Annotated in this window: 22 protein-coding genes; 5 read left to right on the forward strand and 17 right to left on the reverse strand. The window is 31.6% G+C overall.

All coding sequences use genetic code 11. The annotated features are described in order from the left end of the window. Positions 1-192: 192 nt before the first annotated feature. From D3P13_RS18590 to D3P13_RS18635, 10 genes are all read right to left on the reverse strand, one after another. Entirely contained in the window at positions 193-684 is a 492-nt protein-coding gene (locus D3P13_RS18590; RefSeq protein ID WP_117884508.1) for an SH3 domain-containing protein, read from the reverse strand. Positions 685-731: 47 nt separating this feature from the next. Further along, positions 732-1,460: a hypothetical protein gene (locus D3P13_RS18595; RefSeq protein WP_117884510.1), complete on the reverse strand. Its 729-nt coding sequence runs from the start codon at positions 1,458-1,460 to the stop codon at positions 732-734. Positions 1,461-1,656: 196 nt separating this feature from the next. Beyond that, positions 1,657-2,217, reverse strand: a complete 561-nt coding sequence (locus D3P13_RS18600) for a hypothetical protein (RefSeq protein WP_117884512.1) — start codon at positions 2,215-2,217, stop codon at positions 1,657-1,659. Between the two features lie 89 nt (positions 2,218-2,306). Beyond that, positions 2,307-3,086 carry a hypothetical protein gene (locus tag D3P13_RS18605; RefSeq protein WP_232829244.1) on the reverse strand — a complete coding sequence of 260 codons (780 nt, stop codon included), beginning with the start codon at positions 3,084-3,086 and terminating at the stop codon, positions 2,307-2,309. 4 nt (positions 3,087-3,090) lie between these two features. After that, on the reverse strand, positions 3,091-3,831 hold the full coding sequence (locus D3P13_RS18610; RefSeq protein ID WP_117884516.1) for a hypothetical protein: 741 nt from the start codon (positions 3,829-3,831) through the stop codon (positions 3,091-3,093). A 303-nt stretch (positions 3,832-4,134) separates the two neighbouring features. Then, positions 4,135-6,180 (reverse strand): DUF3857 domain-containing protein, encoded by a 2,046-nt coding sequence (locus D3P13_RS18615; RefSeq protein ID WP_117884518.1) that lies wholly within the window; start codon positions 6,178-6,180, stop codon positions 4,135-4,137. Further along, entirely contained in the window at positions 6,146-7,978 is a 1,833-nt protein-coding gene (locus tag D3P13_RS18620) for a transglutaminase-like domain-containing protein (RefSeq protein WP_117884520.1), read from the reverse strand. The genes D3P13_RS18615 and D3P13_RS18620 overlap by 35 nt, the downstream gene beginning before the upstream one ends. Positions 7,979-8,047: 69 nt before the next feature. After that, positions 8,048-8,542, reverse strand: coding sequence for a hypothetical protein (locus D3P13_RS18625; protein WP_117884522.1), 495 nt, complete (start codon positions 8,540-8,542; stop codon positions 8,048-8,050). Positions 8,543-8,887: 345 nt separating this feature from the next. Beyond that, positions 8,888-9,241 (reverse strand): DUF779 domain-containing protein, encoded by a 354-nt coding sequence (locus tag D3P13_RS18630; protein ID WP_117884524.1) that lies wholly within the window; start codon positions 9,239-9,241, stop codon positions 8,888-8,890. Between the two features lie 61 nt (positions 9,242-9,302). Next, entirely contained in the window at positions 9,303-10,802 is a 1,500-nt protein-coding gene (locus D3P13_RS18635) for an aldehyde dehydrogenase family protein (RefSeq protein WP_117884526.1), read from the reverse strand. Positions 10,803-10,964: 162 nt separating this feature from the next. On the opposite strand from D3P13_RS18635, the gene D3P13_RS18640 reads away from it, so the two are divergent. Continuing rightward, the gene (locus D3P13_RS18640) at positions 10,965-11,885 is read left to right on the forward strand and encodes an AraC family transcriptional regulator (RefSeq protein ID WP_117884528.1); all 921 of its coding nucleotides are present in this window, start codon (positions 10,965-10,967) and stop codon (positions 11,883-11,885) included. Positions 11,886-11,929: 44 nt separating this feature from the next. Here the strand turns inward: D3P13_RS18640 and D3P13_RS18645 are convergent, their stop codons facing one another. The 7 genes from D3P13_RS18645 to D3P13_RS18675 form a co-directional block, all read right to left on the reverse strand. After that, positions 11,930-12,115, reverse strand: a complete 186-nt coding sequence (locus D3P13_RS18645) for a hypothetical protein (RefSeq protein WP_117884530.1) — start codon at positions 12,113-12,115, stop codon at positions 11,930-11,932. A gap of 179 nt (positions 12,116-12,294) precedes the next feature. Continuing rightward, complete coding sequence (locus D3P13_RS18650; protein WP_117884531.1) at positions 12,295-12,684, reverse strand: hypothetical protein; 390 nt, start codon at positions 12,682-12,684, stop codon at positions 12,295-12,297. 50 nt (positions 12,685-12,734) lie between these two features. Continuing rightward, the gene (locus tag D3P13_RS18655) at positions 12,735-13,688 is read right to left on the reverse strand and encodes a polysaccharide deacetylase family protein (RefSeq protein ID WP_157972965.1); all 954 of its coding nucleotides are present in this window, start codon (positions 13,686-13,688) and stop codon (positions 12,735-12,737) included. 25 nt (positions 13,689-13,713) lie between these two features. Beyond that, positions 13,714-14,055 (reverse strand): hypothetical protein, encoded by a 342-nt coding sequence (locus D3P13_RS18660; protein WP_157972966.1) that lies wholly within the window; start codon positions 14,053-14,055, stop codon positions 13,714-13,716. A 16-nt stretch (positions 14,056-14,071) separates the two neighbouring features. Continuing rightward, positions 14,072-14,752: a haloacid dehalogenase type II gene (locus tag D3P13_RS18665; protein ID WP_117884537.1), complete on the reverse strand. Its 681-nt coding sequence runs from the start codon at positions 14,750-14,752 to the stop codon at positions 14,072-14,074. Positions 14,753-14,984: 232 nt separating this feature from the next. Beyond that, complete coding sequence (locus D3P13_RS18670) at positions 14,985-15,416, reverse strand: VOC family protein (RefSeq protein ID WP_117884539.1); 432 nt, start codon at positions 15,414-15,416, stop codon at positions 14,985-14,987. A 95-nt stretch (positions 15,417-15,511) separates the two neighbouring features. Further along, the gene (locus D3P13_RS18675; protein ID WP_117884541.1) at positions 15,512-16,054 is read right to left on the reverse strand and encodes a hypothetical protein; all 543 of its coding nucleotides are present in this window, start codon (positions 16,052-16,054) and stop codon (positions 15,512-15,514) included. A 435-nt stretch (positions 16,055-16,489) separates the two neighbouring features. Between D3P13_RS18675 and D3P13_RS18680 the strand changes: the two genes are divergently transcribed. From D3P13_RS18680 to D3P13_RS18695, 4 genes are all read left to right on the forward strand, one after another. Then, entirely contained in the window at positions 16,490-17,665 is a 1,176-nt protein-coding gene (locus tag D3P13_RS18680) for an alginate lyase family protein (RefSeq protein ID WP_117884543.1), read from the forward strand. A 356-nt stretch (positions 17,666-18,021) separates the two neighbouring features. Then, entirely contained in the window at positions 18,022-18,744 is a 723-nt protein-coding gene (locus tag D3P13_RS18685; protein WP_117884545.1) for a cupin domain-containing protein, read from the forward strand. A gap of 161 nt (positions 18,745-18,905) precedes the next feature. Next, positions 18,906-19,772 carry a helix-turn-helix domain-containing protein gene (locus tag D3P13_RS18690; RefSeq protein WP_117884547.1) on the forward strand — a complete coding sequence of 289 codons (867 nt, stop codon included), beginning with the start codon at positions 18,906-18,908 and terminating at the stop codon, positions 19,770-19,772. 32 nt (positions 19,773-19,804) lie between these two features. Next, positions 19,805-20,941 (forward strand): acyl-CoA dehydrogenase family protein, encoded by a 1,137-nt coding sequence (locus D3P13_RS18695; RefSeq protein WP_117884549.1) that lies wholly within the window; start codon positions 19,805-19,807, stop codon positions 20,939-20,941. Positions 20,942-21,031 lie beyond the last annotated feature (90 nt).

Here is a 21,031-nt window from a genome sequence, read left to right on the forward strand (position 1 = left end):
TATTTAAATCAAATGTATAGTAAGAACAGTGAAGCTATATATACCGATATTGATTCGGTAGGGTTGAATACATATTCGGTGGGGTTTGTTAGCTTATAATGATTGCTAAATACTTTATGCTTTTACAATTTTGTATTTTGGAATCCATTGATAATTATTTGTAAATTCTATTAAAAGTGAAAAGACTCCGTTTTACGGACAGGTAGTTACGGGGTTGCCACATAGCAATTCTGAAGCTATCCAGCCGATTAAGCCATTGTATTCAATTTTAACCCAATCAGAACATACATCGCGTATGCTAACACCTGTTTCTTGCTCTATAGTTCCCACAAACTTTCCATTAATAGGTGCGTCTAATAGTTTTACATCTTTTCGTGTTGCCGCTCCGATTACTGATTTATGAATCCAACCTATGTCACCGGGGATTTTAATATTATTACCCTCAATACTTCTAATCTTTTTGATTTTAAACCATTCCTTTTTTATTGCTAGTAGTTCTACAGCATAATAATCTTGCTCGTGGTTAAGTTTTAGCACTATTTTTCCATTGGGTCTTGCTCTAATATTAGTTTCAGATCCATCATCAATTAGATAAACTTTTAATGATGTAAAAGGACAGGGTTGCGAATAAGATAAAGTAGCACTAAAAAGTACCGTGATTAATAATATGATTTGTTTTTTCATAATTTTATATTTCCTTTCTTACGGCTAAGTTAAAAATTAAAAATTGACTATTTATTTCTCATTAAATCAGAAAGTTGGTTTATTTCTAACACACCTTCAATTTCACCATTTTTCACCATAAAAATATCTTCACATAAAAATTCTAAATTATATTTGTTGTCTTGAATTAAATATGCGTGCATATTCATAAAGTTCTTTTTATGTTCAGCTTCTAAATTATTGTCAGCTATAAAAATGAGTCCTTTTCTGGGGATTGATACCATTAACTCATCGCAATCTAGCATTTTATGAGCTTCTAGCATATGCTTTTTACTTAGGATACTTTCTGATGCAATAAAAGAAAGTTTAGAGGATAAAACTTGATACGGTAATTTGTCATCTATAGGATTCCAAAACTCAAAATTAGCAGCCCTATTATCTAAGTTTTGAGCTCCTTTTTCTACAAGCATATTATAAAAGTCTTCATTTTGAGTTGCGGTTTTAATATGGAGTAGTTGTGGATCACCTACTTTATCTAAATTGATATCATCTAACATTACGTAGGTAGTATAGATATTAGCATAAATAGAATCACGCTCATAAAAGACGGCAGCAATTTCGTTATTCATGTCAAATTCAGTAGTCTTTCCTGAAACTAATGAAGGATATATATTTAAATCTGACAGTTCTTCTGTTGTTTGGTCAACAGGTTTTACAGTCGTTTTTGTTTGCTGAGGTCTTACGTTGGTTGGCTTTGAAGGGCCTAATCCTAGTATTTTTCTAAAAAGGTTTGTCATTGTTCTTTTTTTTGATACTTCAAAAGTAACTTAGTAAACACTAAGTAAAAGGTGTTAATGTCAATTCGGGGTGTATTAAGCCATATTTGAATAGTTGTATGGTAGATTAGAAGATTTCTAGATGAATTAATAGGAAATAGGTTTTCAAAAGTTACAATTGGAGAATTGGTCTTTTTTAAGAAATGTTAGATTTGTATTACTTTTCGCAATCAACAGTCTCATCTAATAAATGATTGTTGTTTAATTTGAAATCAATCGCTCTATTTAATATTAGTTCTTTTTTACCTGTATCAGGATTCATTTCATTGTCAAAAAAAATAATGGTTAGGGTTGTACCTTTTTTTAAGGCCGTTCTAAAGTTTTCAAAGGTGACTTTGTCATAATTTTTAAACGGATTTTCGAACATTTCTTCATCTATTAAAAACACGATCTTTTTAAAACGTTCTGATTTCGATGAAGTAAAATCTAATCCACCGCGATAGCCATCTCTATAATTATTTGTAAATTCAATTAAAAAACTAGGCATTTTTGATTCCTTGCAATGAATGGGAAAAAAAAGAATATAGTCTTTATTTGAAAAATTAGTTAAAGAAATTTTATTATCAAGCGAGGTAAGTGTCCAACCCTCATTTTGAATGTTATAAATTTCATTTTCAGATAATTCATCAAAATTAATAATTGAATCTTTACTTATATTTTGAGCATTTATGCTAAAGCTTGCTATTAATAATATTAACGTGATTACGAGTTTGTTCATTAGTTTTTTTCGTTGTTAAATTACTTATAACATTAATTTTATTGCTATTTGAACTATAAGCCTATTATGTAATTACAATTTTTAAATCTTTATTTGAATTCTATAAGCTCGTCATTTGGCAAGTCATATTCATATAATTTAGTGGTATCATTATATTCATAGTATAGCCATTGTATAGTATTGGTTTTCTCTTCAAAAGTGTTAAAAATTCCGAATACAGAATACTCTTTGTCGTTTTTGGTCCGTGTTTCTATGGAATATCCCAACTGCTCGTTGTTTTGGAGACTTTGTTTTATGAATTCATTAGTAGTGTTAGCAATATAATATTCTACAACCGAATAGCTATCCTCAAGAAAACTTTGCGTATAATTATTTTCTTCAGGTGCAGTATTTATAAGTTTTTTGGTATACTGTTTTCTGAATTTTGAAATATTGCCATCCTTAATTTTTTTAGAATTGACAATTACTTCTGTTAGCATTGGAATATCGCCTTCACCAGCAATGTAAATGGTATCTTTTATCCATTTAATTTCTATGATATCACCTTTTAAAAAATCCCTATCCTCAATCTTACTGTTTATAAAACTCAATGCATCACTGCCCTTATTCGCATGAAGCAAATAATAATCTCCATCATCATTATAGCTTACAAAATCTAAAGTATCGATGTATATAGTATTAGGTTGTTTTGTGACTTTTTCTTTTACAGTGAGAGTGTCTTTAATGGTAGCAGCCTCTTGAGTAACGATGCTGTCTTTTGATACTTCTTCGTTGCTATTTTTGTTTTCTTTTTCGTTTTCAACATTTTCCTTACAAGAAAGCAGTAGTACAAGAGGTATAAATATCCAGATTTTGTTCATTATTTTCATGTTTTTAGTTTTCGTCAAAATGTATTGTTTTTTCAAGGGTACGGTTGTACTCAATAGTACTATTTTTTATTAATTTAGGGTTTGTCAAACCATATTCTATTCTTTCTAGTTTAATTTCTAAACGTGTTGGAATGGTTAAAGAATCATTAAAATAAGATTTAGGAATGGTATAGTTACCAGAGGCAACTATTAGCGTGTCCATTTGTCTTTCTCCAAAACCGTGTTGGGTTATATTTTCTGAAGTTTCTTTAATAACTAGTGTTCCTTTTTGAAATTCCAAATGATGTGGTGTGTAAAGATGATTCCAATTAAAAACAAAATCCTCGTTTGTTGAGATACGATCTGGGATATTAAATTCGGTATTTCTGTTTTGAATCAAAGGCTTTATATAAGCTAAAGGATAGGTAGTGCTATCAGGTAAAATGATTTCAAAATAATAAGAATCGCTTCTGCGTAAACTATCCGTTCGGTAAAACGATGTTTTTGTATAGTACAATTCGTTTTTTACATATAATTCCAAAGGAAAGCCATTTAATAACACTTTTATGTTTTCATTAATTATCTTTTTTTTACCATCCGTCAGTACTACTTTTACTTGGTTTAAAGCGTCTTCTCTGTCACCATCTTTAATTTGAATATGTACTTTTAATTTTTCTATATTTTTTGCGTCTGCATCAGAAAGTGTTGAAACATCACAGCTACTAAAAATGAATAGAATTAATAGTATGGAAAAGTATCTTCTCATAATCATAAGTAACGTTTTTGCAAGTGAATTGTTATAGAATAGATTTTGGGAGAGTCGTTATTTCTATAATAAGTCAAAAATAGGATCCATTGGTCAACTATAAAGCTACCAATGTGAATTCGAGGTGATTTAATATATATTTGAAATATGAGACTATAGATTTGGATTTTGAAATTTTAAAACTACCAAGCTATTGAAGAAGGTGTCGCAAGGAATAGACAGTATTATACAAACAATCTATTTTATGAATTTGGTTTAAGATTTGTCGTTGTTAAGATTGACTTTTGTGGGTAATTGTGTTTATTAGTCAACTACATTCTTTAGTTTTACAAGTAAGCGTTTATTTTTAATATCTTTCACAAGTTTGTTTAAAGCTTTTAAGTGTGCTTGTCCGTCCTTTGGAATCATATCTTTTAAAATACTATAGTTAGAAATTATGGTAAGATTATTATTCGTTTTCTTATTTTTTGTTACGTTTAATTCAAATTGATAAGCTCCATAATCATTTTTAAAATTGATATTACTATCATCAAAACCTAATATTTCAATAGTACAAGGGAATTCTAAAATGAACATGAGATAATCGGTATAACCATAATCAAGATAGTAATTCAAATTGTCATCGTCAGTTTCACTTTCAATTTTTGTGTGCTGAATTAACTTGTCAAGTGAAATACTTGCAATGCTATCATTTAAAAAGATTAGAGCATCTTTAAGAGTACCCTCAGCATTAATATAATAATTAAAAGGGGATGTGTTTTTTAATTTAGTTGAGATGACAGTATCAATCTGTATTCCAGTATCATTTCCCTCATATTCTGACAAGGCATCGTAAAAGTCATTTGCTTCCTTATTTTCATTTAACATATCGAAAAAGGTTCTTAAATCTGTAGACAAACCACCAGATGCATTAAATTTATATTTAAAAGTGGCATTCTTTTCTTTAAGGTTTACTTCATTATAGAAGATTTGTCTTATAAAATTACGCTGGGCACTCATTCCAGGTAGTTTTATAATATTCACTATTACCGAATCTACTTCAGCTAGTTTTAAATCATAGCCGATAAATTTATCACTTTTTTTAATTTTTTTAGTCAAATATGGTTTCGTAATCACAGCTTCAGTATTATAGATAGAAGTTGGTATTTCATTAATTTGATATTTGAAATAGGCTTCATGAGGATATAGAAGATTTAAAGCACCTTGTCCATTATCATAGGTAAAAAAGACGTGGTCAAATTCACCCATTCTAATATTATAGGGATCAATTTTTCCTGTTCGTTTACTTCTAGCAAAAACAGCGGAATATTCAATTTCTAAATCTTCTAAGAGTCTTCTATACAAACGTTTTATACTGAAGGGGTTAAAACGTTTCTCTTTAAGAAAATAACCACTATTTTTTAATATTTCAGCTTCCTTTGCAGGCTCCATTTGCATATTTTCAATAATATCAGCGTGTAAAAGTTCAAACTGATAATATTTAGTACTGTCTTTCGCATGACCAAGTACTCTTTTTTTCCATCTCCGATAAAATGACGAATTCTCAGTGTCAAATGAAATAGGCTGAGTGATAATATTAAACTCTTGATTATATACTTCTTTCCATGTTCTAATTTTGTTTTTATCCTTATCTAATGAATAATACACATATGGTAAATCACAAGGTAAACACCTATTTTCATTTTCTGATATACCTTTAACTTTTTCCATTTTAAAAACACAGTAAAACAAGGTGTCATTTAAGATGACTTGAGGTTCTGGAAAATTATTGTATGGTTTATATCTCATATAAATACCTGGGTCAGTTCTAACGGTATATTGAGTATTAAAACTGGGTACATTACTGTATAAATTTACAAAATCCTTGAGTTCATATTTCTTAAGGTACTGAGTATACATATAAGAAGTTACAATAGTATCTCCGGGCTCAACTCCAGGTATTGGGTAATTTATTGCCCCAAATTTTTTGTTTTTTGAATTACGTTTAAAAACTAAACTAGAGTCTAATTCGACTATGGAACCGTCGGCTTTTAATGTTTTTACATTAATAGCTTTTAGGTTATCACTCATAAATTCGGTCAAATTCAAAAAAGCGAATTCATCTACACCAGAAGTATTGTTTATGACTAGCTTAGTGTTAACAGAAATTTGTTTTTTATAACGAGACCAAGACTTAGTGTAAGTAACATCAGTGTAAGAATGCTTATAATAGGCATCAGATTTTTTACATTGCTCTAGAAATTCAATTGTAGGAATACTATCATTAGCAAAGGAAAGATTGCTAATTGCTAAGATAATACACAAGATATAGTATTTATTCGCTCTTTTTTTTAAAAATAATAGGTTCATTAATTATCTTTTTAAATGCTATTAAAATCTCATTTGTAATGTCTACATTTTCCTTATTGATAAAAATATGGTCGAATACAAATTCATAATTACACGCTATAATATATTCTGATGGGTTTGATATTTTTAATACTAACGAAACACCATTATCGGAATAGCGATGCTCAATGGGTTTAAAATTTTGAACAGGCTCATCCATCTTAATCTTTAAATTTATTTTTTTATCGAATGGACTACCTATATGGGAGCCTTGTAATAAAGTCTCACGCTCTACTGATTCAAAGATTCTAGGTAAAAAATCAATAAATAGAAACCTATTAACACCATCTTTAATTATTTTTCCATTTACAGCTAGTTTCCCTTTCGTCTCAAATGCATTATCATTATTGTTGATTTTTAAATCAGAAATGGTTTGATTTCCGAATACGGATTCATAATGTTTTTTTGCTGTAGCGTTGACCTTGGTTTTTCCTACATATTTAAACTCACGTTTTAGAAAATTACCTGATATTCCATGATAGTTTGCTTTAAAAATGCCTTCCAAAAGTGCGTTATTAGCACTAGCATCTAAAGTAATTTCGTAGTTAATTAAATTCTGCTGTGGTGTAAAACTATTTACTTTAAAGAAAGCTCCGCCGTCTGAATTAATAATTAAAATAGATCGATTTTGTAAACTTTGAACGGGAGTCTCCATAAAGTGGATAGGATCAGTAGGATCTAACAGAATAGGTTTGTCCGCTATATAGGCGATACATATAACATGGTTTGCAGAACTTAACGAAGGGAAATCACAATCACTAATATGATCGTAGGTAGCTGCTAAAGCAATATCACTTCTAATCCCTTTATAGTTTAATGCCTCGGATAGAAAATTTGACAAATCTTTACAATCTCCTTGTTTGTTAGTAAGCACTTCATTGGCTGCTGTCGGTATAAATGCTCCCATTCCTATTTCTATGGCAACATATTTCATGTTATTTTGTACATAATTATAGAGAATTTTCGTTATCTCTATTGGGTCAGTTACACCTTTCGTTAATTCATTTATTTTTTGAATAGAAGCAGCGTCTAGCCCTCTTTTTCTTTCTACCTTCTTAAGGTACCAATCGTTCATATATTTTCTTTCCATGCCACTATAAGAGGCAGGGATAATTAAGGTTCTCATTAAAGGCTGCTTTATATTTCTATAAATTCCAAAGAATGATAACGGATTGGGTTCAATTTTTTTTGGAATTACCTCAATATTCCATTTTGTTAGATTAGTAGACTTTACAGAGTCAATAGATAAATAGTTTAATGAATCTTTATAAATGGTATTGTGGATAAAGCGGAAAGAATCAGGAACTGATATTTGATATTTTAAGGTATCGATTTCATTATTAGAGAAAAAACGCAAATCTGAAAAATACATTAATTCTTTACATTGAAGGGTATAGGTAATTCTGGCCTCCTCATTTGGTGGAACAACAATTAATTTTACTTTTCTACTTGCAATATAATCAAGTTCAAGATTTTCTTCATTTACTTCATTGTTTTTTAACAGTTTAAAACGTTTTCCTTTTTTTGTATATACTTTAATGTCAGAAATTTTTTCGAGTTCCGTATCGTAAAAAATAGGATAAACAATTGTTGCTTCACTCTTTTTTAAAGCTATGGTTATGTTTTTTACAAAAGAAGTGTCTGCCTTTATAAAAATATTCTCAAACCTTGATTTTAAAGCAATGTCTTGAGCGAATACGCTTGTAGAAATGATAAAAAATAAGGTAAATTGGGTTAGTTTAATAATTGAGTTATTCATATGTTTATACTCATATGTTGGCTTGTAATAATAGTAATGTATTGCTTTTGATATTGTTATGAATTGTTTTTATATTTTCGATTTTACGAACTTTTCTAATTTTCCTTTATTCTTTCTTTTAATTAGTTTTTCAATATCGGCGTTTTTTCCAAGTTCAGATTTGTTTTTCTCATAAAAGGCAATAGTACTCTCAACACCTTTTAAAGTACACTTTTCATCGTCTTTAGAATAATTGTTTACCAAACTGTATTTGGTCCAACCACTCATAAAAGACATTAGACATTCAGCACATTCTAAGGGCACTAAACCTTGAACTAATTTAATTGAAACCGTTGGGCTTCCACTCATCCATTGCATTAAAAAAGCATTTATTTGTTTCCGTTTCGCTTTTTCTTGGTCAAGAGGGGTGTTTTGTATCCATTCGATACTCGCCAAAACCAAGGATTCATTTTGTTTAAAATCTTCTTCCGTTTCAAGTTTAATATGATCAGGAATAACAACTTCTTGAGCATTCATATTTTTTCCGATAAAAATAAAAAGGGCAATAATCAATAATTTTTTCATAGTATTTATTTTAAATGATGATAGCATTTGATTAGCGAATAGTATTTAGAACCATAAGCGTTTGTTTTTATGCGAATGATAAAGATGCCAGAATTAAATTAGAAAAAGGATAAGTTGAATAGGGGCATATTTAGCGACTAAATATCAAATATAAGAAGAATTGTATTTAGAATCAAATTGAATAAGTACTATATAAAACGGTTTAGTAGTTTGTAGTTAAGAAGTCAATATTGGTAAAATAAATTGTGTTTTACCTAATAAAATGACACCATCATTTTACTATTCGTATATGATAGTTTTTTCTAAATTTTGGAATTATTATAGTTATAGAAAAGTCACCCGAACCTACTTATTAAAAAAGGCGTTCTCTTCATCAGTTAATAATCTTGAATGGATTAAGAAACGAAGTCCCAACGGTATTTCTAAGGAAAAACTAGCACCGCGACCTTCGGTAATATCTACGGTTAAGTGGGTGTGTTTCCAATATTCAAATTGATCTTGGTTCATGTAAAAATTAACACCCTCAATTTCTCCTAAAAGAATATCACTTTCATCTAAATACATATCTCCTTTTTCAAAAACCATAGGAGCAGAGCCATCACAACAGCCACCACTTTGATGAAAAATTAATTCGCCATGTTTTGCTTTTAATTGTTGTAAAATTATTGCTGCTTTTTTCGTAATTGCTATTCTTTCCATGGTATGAAGTTTAAAAAAAGGCTGAATATAATATCCAGCCTTGGCTATAAAAAAGAATCTATTAAAAGAAACCCAGTTTGTTTTTATCGTAAGAAATTAACATGTTCTTTGTTTGACGGTAGTAATTGAGCATCATTACATGGTTTTCTCTACCAAAACCTGATTTTTTGTACCCTCCAAACGGTGCATGTGCAGGATACGCGTGATAACAATTCACCCATACACGTCCAGCTTTGATGGCACGCGGTATTTGATACAATTGGTGGGCATCTCTCGTCCAAACACCGGCTCCTAATCCGTAAAGGGTATCGTTGGCAATTTCTATGGCATCGGCTTCATCTTTAAATTTAGTTACACAGACTACCGGACCAAAGATTTCTTCTTGAAATACTCGCATTTTATTGTGACCTTCAAGTATGGTCGGTTTAATATAAAATCCGTTAGCTAAGTTGCCTTCTAGTTTATTGGCAGAACCCCCTGTTAGTACTTTTGCTCCTTCGTCTTTTCCTATTTTGAAATACGATTGTATTTTTTCGTACTGATCATTAGAGGCTTGTGCACCAATCATTGTATTTACATCATAAGGATTGTCTTGTATAATGGCATTTGTTCTGGCCACAACACGTTCCATAAAAGCATCATAAATATCTTCTTGTACTAATAATCTGGAAGGTGCTGTACATACTTCTCCTTGATTAAAAGCAAACAATACCGCTCCTTCAATGGCTTTATCTAAATAGGCATCATCGGCATCCATAACAGAATTAAAGAAAATATTAGGCGATTTTCCACCTAGCTCCATCGTAACAGGATTCAAATTCTTAGAGGCATATTGCATAATTAATTGTCCTGTGGTAGTTTCTCCTGTAAAGGCCACTTTATCTACTCTAGCACTTGATGCTAATGGCTTACCCGCCTCAGGACCAAAACCATGAACAATATTTACAACACCTGGAGGAAATACATCCGCAATTTTCTCCATTAACAAGGTTGCTGATGAAGGGGTTTGTTCTGCTGGTTTTAACACCACACAATTACCCGTTACCAATGCCGGAGGTAATTTCCATGATAGCATTAATAGCGGAAAGTTCCATGGAATAATTTGTCCTACGACACCGAGTGGTTCTTTAATATTCATAGACAAGGTGTTAGAATCTAGTTCTGATGCACCTCCTTCTTCTGAACGAATACAAGCGGCAAAATACCGCCAATGATCAACAGCTAAAGGAATATCAGCATTTAATGTTTCACGGATTGGTTTGCCATTATCACAAGTTTCAACCAATGCAAATTCTTCCAAATTAGCTTCAATAATATCGGCTACTTTATTTAATAGCGTTGCTCTTTCAGTAGCTGAAGTGTTTCCCCAAGATTCTTTTGCAGCATTGGCAGCATCTAAAGCCAATTCTATATCTTCTTTTTGAGAACGTGGATATTTTGCAATTAAGCTATTATCAATGGGAGATGTATTTTCAAAATATTGACCACCGAGCGGTGCAACAAATTTTCCATTAATAAAATTGGAATATTTTTCTTTAAATTTTGGTTTCGAATAACTCATGAAAATATTTTTTTAGTGATTAATTATTTGATAATGAATCCGTGTAATATTACGGATATAACATTTTTATAAAGGTATTATTTAGGTATCAGAAATAACTGAACGTATTTATTAATAAATTGAACATATCTACTTTTCTGAATATTTTTTGTATTATTGTGTATGAGTCAGCTCTTACAATCGCATAGAAAGAACAGAAAACTAACGACGTTAGTAGAAAACAGGACTACCTATAGTGCTGAATATGCGGAGTTAAACATTTTTGAGACTCATAAAATTGCAGAAAAAGTAAAGCTCACATTTGACTTTCCTGTAATAGCGAGTATGCTTACCGGAAAAAAAATAATGCATTTAGAAGGACTGCCTAGTTTTGAATTCTTTCCCGGTGAATCTGTGGTAATGCCCAGAAGTAAACCCATGGTAATTGATTTTCCTATTGCTAATGAAAAGAACCCTACACAATGTCTCGCATTAGGTATAGATGAAAAGAAAATTAGTGATGTGGTGTTGAATTTTAACAACTATGTGGCTATTGAAAATGAAAATAATAATTGGGATTTAGACGCAAACACCTCTCATTTAACCAATAACCAAGCGGTGAATCATTTAGTAGAGCGTTTGGTATATACTTTTACAAACAATAATAAATCTAAAGATGTATTGTTAGACTTGATGATACAAGAGCTAATTGTACGTTTATTACAAACAAAGGCGAAAGCTCTTATTTTAAGTGATACGCAAAATGTTTTGAACGATACCAGAATTGGTATGGTTATTCAATTTATTAAAGAAAACTTAACCAATAGAGATATTACGGTTGATGTGTTAGCAGAAAAAGCCTGTATGAGTACTTCTCATTTTCATAAAAAGTTTAAGAATACCTTGGGAGTGTCTCCTATAGATTATATTAATTCTGAAAAGATAAAATTTTCTAAAAAATTAATAAAGGAAAAGAAAAGTTTTCAGATGTCTGAAATTGCCATTAAGTCCGGTTTTAATAATACCAGTTATTTCAATAGACAGTTTAAAAAGATGGAAATGATGACGCCTCAACAGTTTAAAAAATCAATTACCACTTCCTAAGGTTTTAGCTTTCTATAACCTATAGCGTTTAGAAAGAAAGAGGTTTACTGTGCAGTCTTAAAATTACCAAAAAATAATGCTGTGAGTAACAACCCGATTCCGATTCCTATAAAAGAACCTTTTGCCAAATCAGTTAATTCCAAGTAATGGGTAGCTACTTGTGCTGTAGCAATTACAAACATACCAGCGGATAGTAATAGGAGTGATTTTCTTTTTGTTGTTTTTTTCATCTTATTGCGTTTTTATAAGGTATCTATTGGGAGTAGACCTTGGTAAAATTAAAATATTTTGTGATAAAATTAAAATAATGATCAATTTTTTTTTAAAAATAATCAATAATTAGGATTGCGTTGTTGACGTGTAAGAGGTTGAAATGAGCATAGTTATACTTAAAATAGGATGGTTTAAGCTATAATTTATCAACGTTTTTCGATGCATTTCTCATTATTCCTTGCACTTGAATTTGATACATACTGTTTAGTGGTTCATCTATTCCGATATATGTAAAATATTCAGCGTTGCATGTTTTGCAAATGATTTTATCAAATACAGGAAATCCACCTTCTTTTGATTTGTTTGCAACACCAATATGGTAGTGTTTTCTGAGTTGAAGATATTCTTCTTCATTCAGGTTTGTCCCTTTACCTGTCCAGCTATTTTCAATTTGCCTTTTATAATTCAATTGTAATGTTTCCTCACAGGTTAAACAAGTGAAGTTGTACGCTTCTGCCTCGTCCTTTTTACCGGTTATGTAATCCGGATTTTTAATATATGAAGGTTTTCTTATTTCATTATCCATAGTATTTCTAATAAAGCAACCAAGTTAGCAAATACATCTAACACCGCTATTTATAAACCCAGTGAATCCATTTTTTCTTTTTCATACCTGCTGTCTTCTGCAGGATATCTAAGTGATTTTTCATATTTACCAGATTGCTTGGCCAAAGACCAAGTTAAGCTTTCACCAGCAAATTTTAAGGCAGGTATGTTCATAAATACACTATCCTGATATGCTTGTTCTGCGTTTATAATGTTCCAGCCTTCCTCTTTGAATTTATGCATAAGATCATCTAAGAATAGGGCAGAGGTCAAATTATGATGTAGCAATAAGGTGTGGCTGATGTGTCTTCCGCTAAGTTCTTTAGAAAGCATTTCGTAATAGTTGGCCCGTTCTAGAATATGCTGTACATAAAAGTCTTTGAATTGGTCAATATCTGTTTTTTCAATGCCTACTTCTTTTATTCTTTTTAAAAGGCGTGAATTTACATACCAATCAGAAGCATCAATGGTAACATATCCGTTTTGGTAATTATTACGGCTCAGTATATTTCTTATACTATCTACTTTTAATGGGTTTTGACCTTCTTTTAGATAGGGGAAACGGAATAGCTTTATACTATTACTGAGGTTGGAGATTACGGAGTCGGTTCTTTTTAGCTCACTTTCAAAAAGCTTAGCAGAATTTATGTCGGAATTGATATTGGGATGTGTAAAAGAGTGATTTGCGATGCGATGGCCTGCATCGTTCCAGTTTTTTAGTAAGAACTGACCTTTTTCATTTAATTTGTTTTTACCCGTCACAAAAAACACTGCTTTTAGATTTTCTTTTTCGAGATGAGACAAAATCATTTGATTCCATTCTTTAAATTGATAACCTGCTAAATCGGAAGTGATGCCATCATCAAATGTAAAACTTACCGTTGGTTTACTCTCTGTTATTTTTTCAACATGTTTAGGGGGTTCTTTTTTACATCCTATGCAAAGGAAGATTAGATAAAGGGGAAAAAAAAGTATTTTTTTCATGAGTTCTTTTTCGTGTTTGTAGATGTTAAATAACATCTACCACTTCTTCTAATACATAATGAGTTACGCCTACTGCAATAGCAATTCCAATAACAATAAGTAACCGTAAACCTATGGTATTTTTACGATGGTTCAGTTTCTTTCTTAGGTAAAAAATATCAAGTAGTATATAAAGTACGGCTATAATACCACCAATGATTGCACCAACCTGAATCAAAGCCGCTCCATATACCCAATCAAACATTTTCATAAAACCTGTAGAAGGTGCTGGTTTCGGCCCCAAGATAATACGCATATAAGCAAAACCAGTCAAAAAGCATATTAGGGTCCAAATGAGGTAGTTTAAAATTCTTTTAAAAAAGGTCATGGATTAATGATGCTGATTAGCTCTTTGTTTTTTTTAATTGTGATGCTAAATCCGTCAATTTATGGATGATGGTTGTGGGTTCAATACCCCAAGGATCAAAAACAGCATCTGGACTACGTTGTACCCATGCCGAACGCATACCGTAGGAAAGGGCACCAATGACATCAAATGGGTTGCTAGAAATTAACCAAGAATCTGATTTAGAAGAATTTGTTTCGGTATTAAAATGACTATAAACCAATGGATTTGGCTTAAACGTTTCTATTTTTTCTACACTTACAATGCCGTCAAATAGGTCAATAATTTTGGCATTTGTTAAAAGTTTTATAATCGATTTTTCGCTACCGTTAGAAAAAGCAAATAATTTATGTCCCGCTTGTTTTAAATCTTTCAGTCCTTTTGCAACATCAGGAAAGGTGGGCAACACTGAATATTCATTCATTAAAATGGACTTTTGTTTTTTACTTAAGTCCGTCTTATACAATTGACAGCAGAATTCTAAGGAATCATTGGTACATTCCGAAAAATCGGTGTAGGCTTCCATTAAACCCCGTCTAAAAGAATATTCCAATTGTTTGTATCTCCACGTTTCCATAAAAACCGTAGCTTGGTCTCCAATCATTTTTTCTAATGAATTGAAAACGCTAGAGGTGTTTATCAATGTTCCATAAACATCAAATGCTAAGGTATATTTCATATGTATTCTACTTATTGACTTGTTTTTTACGAGTGAAAAGGTAACAATTATTTACAACAGCACGGTATAGTAGTTACAAATTTTATTCATTGTCTTTTAACTCAATTCCCACTTGTCACTCTTTTTATTCTATTTAATTAATATCTTTGGTTAGTATCATGAGGCGTATAGCACCAGCTTCAAAACGATGACTTAAAGGCAAGACTTCTCGTTCATATTAACTATAGTTTTTTTATGCTTGGCTTTGCTCTAAGTTTACCATCCAATTAATACCAAATTTGTCGGTTAACATACCAAAATAGGATCCCCAAAATGTATTTTCCATTGGCATTGTTATTTGACCACCTGTTGAAAGTCCGGTAAATAATTTATCAGCTTCCTCCGTGTTTTCTGGGGTAATTGAAACTGAAAAATTATTTCCTTGTACAAATTTAGGTCCCCAATCTCCAATGGTGTCGCTGCCCATTAAAATGGTTTTACCGATAGGTAAGCTAACATGCATAATTTTGTTTTTATCTGAATCAGTTACTTTATAACCGTCTCCTTCAGGCATTTCTTCAAACCTGCCCAGGAAAGTAAATTCGCCACCAAAAACGGATTTATAAAAGTTAAATGCAGCTTCACAGTTTCCGTTAAAGTTTAAATAGGTGTTTATTGTTGCCATATTTTTTTTGTCTTAAAGGTAGTGAATATTAGCTTATTAGAAAGAGTGCCGTAAAATAGCTGTTTATTATTTTAGTTCAGATTGTTAAACTATTTTTATTTTTTTAGATCAACTATTCTCTGTGTCAGAACATAGCTTCCATCTCCTTTTTGATTCGGATTTATGATTAAGAAATCAAGCCTTTTAATTTTTTTGTAGCCTTTAATGTCTATGGTGTACATATTATTTATTATGAAAAATCGTTTTGAAAAGAGTTCAAAATCTTCCTCCTGTTTTTTCATTCCATTATATTCTGCAACTGAAAGAAGCTCATCTATTTTAGTTAATACACCAAGTGTAATTTCTGACCCACTATTCAAAAACCAAGATTTATAAGGACCTGCTTTGAATTCTACCTTATTGATTTCAACTATGAATTCAAATGTTTTGGTAGAATCTATTTTCGGAAATTGGTACAATTTACCAACTTTTTCTCCTGGTATTTTATTTCCATCTACAAGTATTGAAATTTCTGAAGCTTTAATTTTATTTTCGATATTATTCTTAAAAAAACGAAGCGTATGGCTTGAAAATTCCTTTTGACCATAGGTTAAAAGTACAGAGATTGATAATAATAGGGTTAGAAGAACTGTTCTCATAAATATCTCGACTTAAATAAGACTACAAGATAAAATTAAATTTCGAAAACTATTTATGGTTTATAGTTTTAAATATCTATAAACTACTTAATGATGTTCATTAGTATTAATTTCAGTATTGAGGAGCTAACAGTAGATGAAACTTTTGTCATGCTGAAATAATTTCTTAAAAATCTTTTTTCGGTTATCGTATTTAGCACTAAAAAGGATCATCTTTTTAAAATAAATAAAAAAGGAGTAGGTACTATATGGGAGAATTTCCGACCTTTAAAAATTGTTTTACGAGCAGAAAGGTATGCAGATTAATTAGTTTTTATTTCTCAAAAAATAGTCTACTTATTGTATATTATGGCCGCAGTATTTTAAATATTATCTTGTAGTTTGTTGTTACCAGCTAATAGATAATACCCACAAATCTTTATTTAAATAGTAATTATGACACATAATAAGTCCCTTTTCCTAGTTTTTACGTTACTCATGATGAGTTTTTATACGTATGGACAATTAATGAATACGCGTGTTGAAGCAGAAAAATATTCGGTTGAAGCTATTCGTCATCCTGGTATCATGCATAGTGGGGAAGAGCTTAATACAATAAAAGCTCATGTGAATAATAGTGATGAGCCTTGGTCGAGTGCCTATAAGGCTATGGTGGCCTGGAAAGGATCTTCATTGGATTGGACACCCCAACCTTTTGCTCATGTACATCGCGATAGTTATGGAGCCAATAGAGTTGGCGATCCGCAAATCGGTAATGATGCAGAAGCAGCCTATAGTCATGCCATACAATGGGTGGTTACTGGAAATAAGGCACATGCTGAAAAAACCATTGAAATATTGAACGCATGGAGTGGCACTATAAAAACAATTACTGGGAAAGATGATAATTTAGTCGCAGGAATGATAGCTCACAAATACTGTAATGCTGCAGAAATCATTCGTTATACGTATGACAACTGGGCAGAGGATGAAGTTGATCAGTTCAAGGATATGATGCTCAATGTCTTCTATCCCTTAATTAGTAATTACTACACCAATAGCATGAATTCTAATGGGAATTGGGGGCTTTCTATGGTCAATTCGGTATTGGCAATAGCTGTGTTTTGTGATGATGTAGAACTGTTTAACGATGCGATTGCTCATGTTATGGGCACAAATGTGCAACCTTACTCTACCTTCTCGGGCTATATAGATGCTACCACCGGTCAATGTCAGGAAAGCGGAAGAGATCAGGGGCATTCGCAAATGGGACTGGGCTATTTAGCGGCAATATCTGAAATAGCTTGGAAACAGGACATTGATTTATATGCCTATCTCGACAACCGACTTTTGCATGGCTTCGAATATTTTGCAAAATACAATCTAGGTAACGATGTAGCATATTACAATATGTATGGAAAATTTAAGGATGTAATATCAGAGAAAAGTCGTGGAAAATATCAACCTATTTTTGAAAGGGTTTATGATCACTATGTGCGTGTAAAAAAACTTTCAATGCCTTATACTGAACAAATCGTTGAACAGATTCGTCCAGAGGGTTTTACTTCTTCAATGATTTCTTGGGGTACCTTAACAGGATATCAGGGAGTCCCTATTGATTTAAATGATTAGTGCGGTGTTTTTAACGCAAACAGACCGTTTTGTTATATTTCTACAGAATTATCGTGTTCTTTTGTGTAATAAATCATATAAATATGTATGATTAAGTGTATCTAAAAGGTTCTGATTTAAATGTCTGGTCCTGAAATATGCTATAAATTTCAAATTATTATCTTTATATTTTTTCAGTAGCAACTGTTTGCCAGTTAGTATTGAATAAGAACTTTATTTTTCAATTTCTTTCAAATTTGTAATTTTGACATACTCAGTCAATTTTTTGAAAGGCTTGGTCAATTGAGGCATATATTTTCTTTTTAATTTTGTATGATAAAATAATACATCTGTGTATAACCTTAAAAAATTCAATTATGATTAAAAATAAAAATGTAATTAAAGTAATGGTATTAGGTGTCTTATTCATCATATTTACCGTAGTTCAAGGTTGTGATAAGAAAAAGGATAATCACAAAAAAGCTAATGATCAAATAGCCAAGCTTTCTCTTGAAGAAGAAGTTATAGAACCACATATTCACAAAGAAGAAATAGAACCGCATACGCATAGTCATTCACCTCAATCAGATCCCGGCAAAAGAATATTAAAACCAGAAGATGTAAAAGGATTGTGGGTGTTTCCTGAAAGTAAAGACAAATTAGGTTCTGGAGGATTGCTTCAAATTTATATGGATGCTGAAAGTCACCCTCAAGCTTCTTCAGGTTTTGCTAAATATGAGTTGGGAGTGGGGGGAGCTCTACCTGAACACAAACATAATAAAACAGAAGAGATTGCTTATTTTCTTTCAGGAAAGGGGATTGTTATAAGTTACGAGAACAATAAGAAGATAGAGACTGTTGTTGAAGAAGGATATGTATGGTATACAGCACCAGGGGAATGGCATTCGTTTAAAAATACAGGAGATGTACCTTTAAAATTGGTGTTCGCTACGATACCAAATGCCAAACATGGCTTATTGAATTTCTTTAAAAAAGTAAGTGCAGAACCTGGGAAACAGGCTACTGCATTAAGTGCGGAAGCGTTTGCAAAACTTGCAACAGAAAATGACATGATCTTAAAGCCTGCAAAAATTGAGTAGCATTTTATTTTTCTTTGTGTTTTGGTTGCGTAACGCATTTCATTGAGTTGGGATCAATTTTACAGTGCGTAAAAAATAAATTTAACCTATGATATATAATTCTTATAAGTTGATTCCTCTAGAAAATTGTAATTTTAAGGTATAAACCTCATTTAAAAATTATGGGAAACGGTTACGATATAGCAAAAAACAATCCTACATTCAAGAAAATTGAAGTGTCATCTCTTATGTTTTCGGAATATCGATGTATGGAGGAAAAATCGATTTTCACGGCATGGTCTCATTTAAACTACTTTATTTATGTATTAGAGGGTAAAAAGAAATGGCGAACATTAGAACATAGCTATATGGCTCATGCCAATGAGGTGCTTTTTGTAAAAAAAGGAGCTAACATTATTCATAAGTTTTTTGATTCAGATTTTTGTGCCATGGTTATCTTTATTCCTGATGCGTATATAAAAGATTTTATTTCACAAAAACCAGAAATAGGAAGCAGTTTTAAAAAAAATATACCAAGTGATAGTGTAATTCCACTAAAATTAGATAGGATATTAACCACCTATTTTGCTTCTTTGTTAGCCTGCTTTTTTAATGAGGAAAAGCCTTCAAAATATTTGATGGAAATTAAGTTTCAGGAATTATTGGTCAACATGTTATCACTCTCTTCCAATCCTAAAATTGGGAGTTATTTTAAGCAGATCTCACAACCTGTAAAACCATCTATTAAAAATATAATGGAGGCTAATTTTATTTATAATCTATCTCTAGAAGAATTTGCAAGACTAACACATCGAAGTTTAAGTACCTTTAACCGTGATTTTTATAGTACCTACGAAACATCACCAGGAAAATGGCTTACCAAAAAAAGAGTCTCCCATGCTAAAAAATTATTAGAGAATACGCAGCAAAAAATATATGAAGTGGCTTTTGATTGTGGTTTTGAAAGTCCGGCACATTTTGCAAGAGTTTTCAAGAATGAAAATGGGATAACTCCTTTAAAATTTCAAAAAGCACAGCTGTCCGTTTAATAACAGTTTAAAAATATATTCAACTTCTAATTATGGATATTCAAACAAATAAGGAAACAAAATCTTCCTCAAAAAAATGGTTGCATCTTATAGATGAGCTAGGAGAACAATTGGCAACAAACGGAATTACTCATGACCATAACGATAGCTTTGTAGTTGATAATTATCAATTATTAAAAAAAAATGGATATTTAAAAGCGATGATTCCAAAACCATTGGGTGGTGGTGGCGTTTCCTTCAAGGATATGTGTGAAATATTGATAAAAATTGCACATTATTGTCCATCTACGGCATTGGCACTTTCTATGCATCAGCATCTTCTTGCAGCTAGTATATGGAAGTATATACATCAGGGTACGGGAGCAGAATTTTTAAAAGAGGTAGTTGAAAAAAATCTAGTATTGGTTAGTACGGGTGCACGTGATTGGTTAGACTCTAATGGAAGCATGACAAAAACAGCTGGAGGTTATTTGGTTTCTGCAAAAAAACAATTTGCCAGTCAATCTGCGATAGGAGATGTTTTAGTGACTAGCATGCCTTATAATGACCCAAAAGAGGGTTGGCAAGTGCTACATTTTTCAGTGCCCATGAACTCTGATGGGATACAATTATTAGAGGATTGGCATACATTGGGGATGCGTGGTACAGGTTCACAAACAGTAACTCTTAAAAATGTGCTAGTTTCAGACAATTCTATCGTAATGAAAAGAGCAAAAGGTGAATTTCCTATGTTTTGGAATGTAGTTCTAACAGTTGCATTGCCTTTAATTATGGCTCCTTATATAGGAATTGCTGAGAAAGCGATGAAGATTACACTAGAAAAGTTAAAAGTAAAACAACATAAACTACCCCATATTACCTTTTTACTTGGCGAAATGTACAATAGCCTTACATTGGCCCAAGTGGTTTATAAAGACATGATTGCAATAGCTAACAATTTAGATTTTCAGCCTGACGATAGTATAGGTATCCAAATATTGGCTAGAAAGACGTTGGTTGCTAAGGCATGTAAGGAAACTGTCAATAAAGCCATGGAAACAGTAGGTGGACAAAGTTTTTACCGAATATTTGAACTTGAACGACTCTTCCGAGATGTACAAGCGGTAGGCTTTCATACATTGCCCGAAAAGCAACAGCAGCATTTTACAGGAGAATTTTTATTAGAATAACAAAATTACAGCCAACGTCAGACTGTCTAATAACTTCTAACATTTTCTTTTAAAAGAATCATATTGGTTTTATAACTTTTTTGTATCTTC

This window comes from Aureibaculum luteum (assembly GCF_003449015.1).
In the GTDB taxonomy this organism is placed as follows: Bacteria; Bacteroidota; Bacteroidia; order Flavobacteriales; family Flavobacteriaceae; genus Aureibaculum; species Aureibaculum luteum.

Excerpts from the sequence above, each read along its gene's own strand:
- D3P13_RS18605 (WP_232829244.1), bottom strand. The coding sequence starts at position 3,086 with ATGAAAATAATGAACAAAATCTGGATATTTATACCTCTTGTACTACTG.
- D3P13_RS18615 (WP_117884518.1), bottom strand. The coding sequence starts at position 6,180 with ATGAACCTATTATTTTTAAAAAAAAGAGCGAATAAATACTATATCTTG.
- D3P13_RS18685 (WP_117884545.1), top strand. The coding sequence starts at position 18,022 with ATGATTAAAAATAAAAATGTAATTAAAGTAATGGTATTAGGTGTCTTA.
- D3P13_RS18635 (WP_117884526.1), bottom strand. The coding sequence starts at position 10,802 with ATGAGTTATTCGAAACCAAAATTTAAAGAAAAATATTCCAATTTTATT.
- D3P13_RS18645 (WP_117884530.1), bottom strand. The coding sequence starts at position 12,115 with ATGAAAAAAACAACAAAAAGAAAATCACTCCTATTACTATCCGCTGGT.
- D3P13_RS18625 (WP_117884522.1), bottom strand. The coding sequence starts at position 8,542 with ATGAAAAAATTATTGATTATTGCCCTTTTTATTTTTATCGGAAAAAAT.
- D3P13_RS18670 (WP_117884539.1), bottom strand. The coding sequence starts at position 15,416 with ATGGCAACAATAAACACCTATTTAAACTTTAACGGAAACTGTGAAGCT.
- D3P13_RS18655 (WP_157972965.1), bottom strand. The coding sequence starts at position 13,688 with ATGAAAAAAATACTTTTTTTTCCCCTTTATCTAATCTTCCTTTGCATA.
- D3P13_RS18600 (WP_117884512.1), bottom strand. The coding sequence starts at position 2,217 with ATGAACAAACTCGTAATCACGTTAATATTATTAATAGCAAGCTTTAGC.
- D3P13_RS18690 (WP_117884547.1), top strand. The coding sequence starts at position 18,906 with ATGGGAAACGGTTACGATATAGCAAAAAACAATCCTACATTCAAGAAA.
- D3P13_RS18640 (WP_117884528.1), top strand. The coding sequence starts at position 10,965 with ATGAGTCAGCTCTTACAATCGCATAGAAAGAACAGAAAACTAACGACG.
- D3P13_RS18695 (WP_117884549.1), top strand. The coding sequence starts at position 19,805 with ATGGATATTCAAACAAATAAGGAAACAAAATCTTCCTCAAAAAAATGG.
- D3P13_RS18620 (WP_117884520.1), bottom strand. The coding sequence starts at position 7,978 with ATGAATAACTCAATTATTAAACTAACCCAATTTACCTTATTTTTTATC.
- D3P13_RS18680 (WP_117884543.1), top strand. The coding sequence starts at position 16,490 with ATGACACATAATAAGTCCCTTTTCCTAGTTTTTACGTTACTCATGATG.
- D3P13_RS18630 (WP_117884524.1), bottom strand. The coding sequence starts at position 9,241 with ATGGAAAGAATAGCAATTACGAAAAAAGCAGCAATAATTTTACAACAA.
- D3P13_RS18595 (WP_117884510.1), bottom strand. The coding sequence starts at position 1,460 with ATGACAAACCTTTTTAGAAAAATACTAGGATTAGGCCCTTCAAAGCCA.
- D3P13_RS18650 (WP_117884531.1), bottom strand. The coding sequence starts at position 12,684 with ATGGATAATGAAATAAGAAAACCTTCATATATTAAAAATCCGGATTAC.
- D3P13_RS18665 (WP_117884537.1), bottom strand. The coding sequence starts at position 14,752 with ATGAAATATACCTTAGCATTTGATGTTTATGGAACATTGATAAACACC.
- D3P13_RS18610 (WP_117884516.1), bottom strand. The coding sequence starts at position 3,831 with ATGAGAAGATACTTTTCCATACTATTAATTCTATTCATTTTTAGTAGC.
- D3P13_RS18660 (WP_157972966.1), bottom strand. The coding sequence starts at position 14,055 with ATGACCTTTTTTAAAAGAATTTTAAACTACCTCATTTGGACCCTAATA.
- D3P13_RS18590 (WP_117884508.1), bottom strand. The coding sequence starts at position 684 with ATGAAAAAACAAATCATATTATTAATCACGGTACTTTTTAGTGCTACT.
- D3P13_RS18675 (WP_117884541.1), bottom strand. The coding sequence starts at position 16,054 with ATGAGAACAGTTCTTCTAACCCTATTATTATCAATCTCTGTACTTTTA.